Origin of the sequence: Streptococcus sp. SK643 (assembly GCF_000259505.1) — a bacterium.
GTDB lineage: Bacteria > Bacillota > Bacilli > Lactobacillales > Streptococcaceae > Streptococcus.
In genome coordinates this window covers 1-5,362 of record NZ_AJMM01000007.1, presented here as the reverse complement: position 1 = coordinate 5,362, position 5,362 = coordinate 1, and the positions used below count along the sequence as shown (strand labels likewise).

The following is a 5,362-nucleotide window of genomic DNA, read 5'->3' as shown; positions in this document are numbered from 1 at the left end:
CTTTCTGTTGAATTATTTTTTTCATGCATCAATTTATCCATTTATTTTATTTCCTTTAATAGTTCCATTTTTTCGTACCAGCTAACAGATATTCCAAGTTTAATCTGCGTTCCACCACCAGCTCCAAAAACTTTTGCAATTTCACCTTTTGAAACAACTCTAGTGCAATTCATACACCACTCGTTGTTCCGCAATACCTCCTTCATCCACGACAAGATAATATTGTTCGCCGTATTTCCAGATATGCTGACCATACCCTGCGACTTCCTCAAACCTGATAACGTCTTCCCATGTAATATTGGTAATCCCCATCTTAGTATCCTCCTAATGATCTAGAGGTTATCAAAAGCGAAATGGTTAATCTTTATCTAGCGGTGACACGTAGTTATCTGGGAGTTTACCCTTCCAATCAATCCATATTTGTTCTGCTAGAGGGATTAATTTTTCGAGTTCTTCTTGAGTAAAGTATTCTCTACTTTTAGGATTAGCTATAAGAGGGGTAAGTCCCTCCTCAATCCATTTTTTTTCACTAGCCTTTCTTTCTTCTTCGGTTGAAGGCCATTCATCATTTTGTAGCTTATAATGAATATCAACCATAGTTTTTGTCCCACTATCAAGCAACTGAAACAGCTCTAGAGGCAACTCATACACCACTCGTTGTTCCGCAATACCTCCTTCATCTGCGACAAGATAATACTGGCCATTATGCCTCCAAATCTGTTGACCGTAGCCTTTTATTTCCTCAAACTTGATAACTTCTTCCCATGTTAATTTACTGCGTTCCATGTGACATCTCCTTCCTTTATACTGCTATCTTTCATGACTCCTTCTGACATATCTCCTGGGTAAGTGCGCCCTCCTGGACGCCACCACTCATACGCTCCTTACTCATTTCCAATCGGAATAGATATTCCTTTTTTAGAGAGAACTTAACGAGCGTTGCTACTGGTTGATTCCCTCTAACAACCATCAATAGATAGACCGTCCGAACATCCGTATTCTGTTGTAAGAATAAAATTAAAGGAGTTGTCAGCCAGGAATAATCTTTACTTGAAATCCCAAATGATACTTGCTTTTCCGTCGTATTCTGTCCGTGGAATAAAGCTGATGGACGGACTACATTATCAGACATAGGGTTTAGAACAATTCCAGCTATTTGATGATTAGACTGAAGTAACTGTATACAATCAGATAGGTTAACAGATTGCAAACGAATTGAATTATTATCACTTATAGGCGGCAGTTGCTCTTCTTAACTCGTTAAAATCGGCAGATAAAAAATTTCTGTTCCATCTTAAATATGGAGAATGCGGAACGTCTGCTTATCTACCCATCTTATATGGACGAACAGCATCCATTTCTCCATATCTGAAAGAAGTTTCGACCTATTCTCTTCTGTTCGATTCGTTGAAAAATGTTTTAAACTATCTTTTATGTTCATTCTTTTTCAATTCCTTATCTAAATCTTGAAGTAAGTAAATGATCTCACTTTGATAATGCGTTGTCTCATCTGCAAACATTCTAACTAGACTTTTAAGATTTATGTTTTTTGCTACTTCTCCACTTTCTATAATTGCATTTGCTAATTGATAAATACTTTGAATTGAGCCTGTAACACTTTTTTGTTTGGGGTACTCTTCTTCAATAATAAAAACAATTTTTTCAGCAATTTGCTTTAAACTACTTGTCATATCTCTTTTCTCCTTCAATTATTGATACTCCATCAATTAGGAACTATTCTAAAGTCCGTAATCCATTCTAATGGCAAGTCTTGTGGTAATAATATTTGGTCAGCACCACCTTTCAGCACAGTCCCTGATGAAGAAATCTTCTGCGGCACGACTTTTCCAATACTCAGTGTTTCTCCTTTAGAAATTCGAATCTCTACTTCATACATTCGAGTATTTTTCCATTCGGGGGTCTTCTGACCAGTAAGCACATTAAAATCAGCTATAGCACTGATGCCAACCAATTGGCCTAAATCGACCGCACCGATAGCTGTCGCAGAAATACCACTTCCAGCTGCACCAATAAAACCTTCCGCAAACAAGAGAGAATCTTTCAAGTCCTGTGGAATAGGCAGATTCCCTGTGCCCTCAACAACATCTCCCCACCAGGAGACAATCTCATTCGAGCAATCCTTTTTAATTCATCAATTTTATTGACAAATGACATACGGAAATCAGAACGATAAAGAGTTCCTCCGATAAAGGTTCTATCACATCCCAATATTTCCAGCAAGCTCCGAAATAATATAAATATGCTCTTTTATTTTTACCTTATCTATATTTTCCACAGTCTTCTTTCCACCTAAACCAAGCAATGGGAAAAATCCAAAGCAATAATCATAATCTAAGTCTCCGTATTGTTTCAATGCACTTTTATATAAATCAATTTCAAAATAATCCTTCTGAAAATCTTCATCCTTCAAGAATTTCAAGAAAAATAGAAAGTTTTCCAAAATGATTTCAAATACTCCATCTTTGTACTTTACAAGCCTTAAATATCTATTTTCTTCAAATGTTATAATATCACCGAATGCTGTCACAAATATTGGAACTGCTAAGTCCCCACGGAAGTATGTTGAATCCAACAAATCTCTATATTCCTCAGGATTAATAATTTTTAAATATCCTCCTAAAAAAGTTCCTATACCTTGATTTTGCCAAATTTGAATCAATTCATCTGGTACCATAGTACGGTATTTTTCAACTACATCCTGAGGCATCGCCATAACTTTTATAAAATCATCTAACATAATATCACCTCTGTATATATTCCAATTTAATATTTAGCCTTGTTTTATCCAAATCATCTTTTAAAAGATGTTCAGTTGCTTTACGTATTTACTGATCCATTTCGCTTATTCTTGAACGCCATTGAGATCCTAGAGAAGAATTAATACGAGTATCTCCCATACCTGTTATTTTAGTAGCATAACCGCCGGCTATCATATCTGGATCATGCAAAGCAGCTTGTGTTTTTATCCAGTCCTCAGCAATGCGCTTAGCTTCTGAACGAGAATTCCCTTGTAGCAACATCTCATTGTATTTATCTGCTAGAGCATTTTCTCTGGCAGCTTTTTGAGCAGCTTTAGCTTCCGATGAACGTCCGTTTTTGATGTATTCTTTCCTATTTTCAAAATACTCTTTTACAGTTAATTTGTTTAAACCTTCTTCTTGTCCTTTCAATTGACGAATAAACTCGGCTTCATCATGTTTCGGATTACGTTTAAATACTACGTTAATCTCCTCAATTCTTTGAATCTCTTTAGTTGATTGTAATAAATCTTCTCCCCTGTTTGCTACTTCTCCAGAACCGCCTACTCCTCGCACTACATCATCCGTATGTTTACTAAAGAACTGTCTAACCTCACGCAGAGTCTTACTCTCAACGCTGAAGGCAGGCCCACCCACAAAGGCAAGTGCCTCTTTACGAATGCCGACTGGGATTCGGGTGTCTAATAATTTCTCCCCAAATTTCCCAATGACATTATTGCTCTTCGCTAGGATATTGTCAACCTTTGAACCCCATTTTTCTAGAGTTAACTACTAATGCTAATTCAATGCTGTTTTTAAAACAGACTCCAATAAGTCGTCTAAAGTACTATACTTGTTAACTAGATCTCCTGAAGGTAAATCTAACTCCTTATACACTCTATCAAAAGTATCATAGACATACCAACTCATACCACTCTCACCTAAAAAGAAATAGCTGTTGTTACTAGATTCCTCATGCCAAATAATATTCATTTCAAATATATCATAGACATCTTCATCTATAATATCTGGGTTTGTTTTTTGAGAAATACCATACAAAATGAAACCATTAAAATCAATTCCATTTACTTGAGAAAGAAATCTTTTATAATCTCCCATTACTTCATTATTCGGCCAAACGTTATGTTTCTTCATAAGAGCTGAAAAAACAGTATTTGGAACTCCACTATTAACAGAATCTCCATACTTTTCTTCAATTTCTGAAATTTTTGAAATAAAATTCATCCACATTTTTTATATCTCCTCTATTCTAATTTGGATAAATATTAGCTGTAAAGAATGGCCAATCAACTAATTTAGAGTCTCCAACTTCCATACCTTTAACAATATGCCGTTGATAATTAGTTACCACTTTATGATAAGGATCATTCTTTATTAAGACAAGATTCTCAAAACTATTTGTTCCACTATCATCTAATGGTAACTGATGATGAACTTGGTAACCTTTAGTAACTAAACCATCTGCTAATTTTTGTATATCGGACTCACTGATTCCCAACTCTCGTAATTTATCATTATCTTTGGAAATATCCTTTAAAAATTCTTTTCGAACAGTTAAGTCAAATTCTCTTCTTAATTTTTGATATTCTTCTCTAGCTCTTTTAGCATACTCGATTTCTTTCAAGGAAATAATGGGTATCTCATCATTTTCTCCACGTAGAGTCCAAGAAAATCCTCCTCTGGAGCTCGAAAGTTTTGAATAAACATCCCGAGCTTTATCCTTAAAATACTGAATGACCTCACCGACTGTTGGCTGATGACCTACTATACCTACACCAGCTAAAACTTCGCTTCCTATTGAGAAAGGAAGCTCTTTCTTCAGTAGATTTTTGGTGAAACGCTTGATGACATCATCGCCATTCGCAAGAATCCTGTCAACCTTTGAACCCCATTTTTCGACATTTGCGAGAATTCTTGCTTTGGTACTGTTTTTGGCTAAGCTAATCATCTCAGCTGCCTTGGCTCCTAGTTTCGTACCCTTCGCCATCTTACCTACAGCTGCTGGACCGACAAAAAGACTCGCAATCTCAAAGGTCAAGCCTCCTGCATCATAGGCATCCATATGGGTGACCTTATCCCAGAGGGCTTTTCCGGTCTCTTGAGCACGATAAGCTGCCTTATCCGCATAGCTGGCATTGGGATCCTGGCCATGCTGAGCCGCTCCTGGATCCGTCAGAGCAGTGTAAGTTCCTACTCATAACTCCGCAAGGCTAGACAGGTTATCTACCGTTACTTGTAAGTCCCGCTTCATCCACTCTGGAGTTCGACCACTTGTCAGGCGATTGACGCCATAAATACTGGTAATACCAATAAGCTGTGTCAAATCTACAGCTCCGATGGCAGTCTCTGAAATCATACTTCCAGCTACACCAATAAAACCTTCCGCAAATAGGAGTGTATCTTTCATCCCTTGAGGAAGTGGTAGATTCCGTGTTCCATCAACGACCTATTCACTAATTTTCTACCATACTTAAAAACTCACTAAATGAGTTTGCCAAAAAATAAGCATTCACATCATCAGTAGATGATTCAAATTCATATGTATCATCATAGTAATAAATTCCCCTATTTTCTTCATTACT

The 5,362-nt window shown here is 36.7% G+C and carries 10 protein-coding genes; all 10 read right to left on the bottom strand.

The features are described from left to right. Positions 1–41: 41 nt before the first annotated feature. Complete coding sequence (locus HMPREF1117_RS12050; RefSeq protein WP_007556520.1) at positions 42–173, bottom strand: hypothetical protein; 132 nt, start codon at positions 171–173, stop codon at positions 42–44. After that, positions 160–312, bottom strand: coding sequence for a hypothetical protein (locus tag HMPREF1117_RS11890; protein ID WP_007556519.1), 153 nt, complete (start codon positions 310–312; stop codon positions 160–162). The genes HMPREF1117_RS12050 and HMPREF1117_RS11890 overlap by 14 nt, the downstream gene beginning before the upstream one ends. Before the next feature lie 45 nt (positions 313–357). After that, positions 358–786, bottom strand: a complete 429-nt coding sequence (locus tag HMPREF1117_RS04620; RefSeq protein ID WP_000442270.1) for a hypothetical protein — start codon at positions 784–786, stop codon at positions 358–360. Between the two features lie 638 nt (positions 787–1,424). Continuing rightward, on the bottom strand, positions 1,425–1,691 hold the full coding sequence (locus tag HMPREF1117_RS04610) for a hypothetical protein (protein ID WP_000204306.1): 267 nt from the start codon (positions 1,689–1,691) through the stop codon (positions 1,425–1,427). 32 nt (positions 1,692–1,723) lie between these two features. After that, positions 1,724–2,050, bottom strand: coding sequence for a hypothetical protein (locus HMPREF1117_RS0102010; protein WP_025171573.1), 327 nt, complete (start codon positions 2,048–2,050; stop codon positions 1,724–1,726). 168 nt (positions 2,051–2,218) lie between these two features. Beyond that, the gene (locus HMPREF1117_RS04605; protein ID WP_000883195.1) at positions 2,219–2,758 is read right to left on the bottom strand and encodes a T6SS immunity protein Tdi1 domain-containing protein; all 540 of its coding nucleotides are present in this window, start codon (positions 2,756–2,758) and stop codon (positions 2,219–2,221) included. Between the two features lie 88 nt (positions 2,759–2,846). Beyond that, positions 2,847–3,416, bottom strand: a complete 570-nt coding sequence (locus HMPREF1117_RS04600; RefSeq protein WP_000509400.1) for a polymorphic toxin type 15 domain-containing protein — start codon at positions 3,414–3,416, stop codon at positions 2,847–2,849. A gap of 141 nt (positions 3,417–3,557) precedes the next feature. Next, positions 3,558–4,010, bottom strand: coding sequence for a YrhA family protein (locus HMPREF1117_RS04595; RefSeq protein WP_000266952.1), 453 nt, complete (start codon positions 4,008–4,010; stop codon positions 3,558–3,560). Positions 4,011–4,029: 19 nt separating this feature from the next. After that, positions 4,030–4,842: an HNH endonuclease gene (locus tag HMPREF1117_RS11885; RefSeq protein WP_000340316.1), complete on the bottom strand. Its 813-nt coding sequence runs from the start codon at positions 4,840–4,842 to the stop codon at positions 4,030–4,032. A 132-nt stretch (positions 4,843–4,974) separates the two neighbouring features. Continuing rightward, positions 4,975–5,187 (bottom strand): hypothetical protein, encoded by a 213-nt coding sequence (locus HMPREF1117_RS04585; protein WP_000655663.1) that lies wholly within the window; start codon positions 5,185–5,187, stop codon positions 4,975–4,977. Between the last annotated feature and the right edge of the window lie 175 nt (positions 5,188–5,362).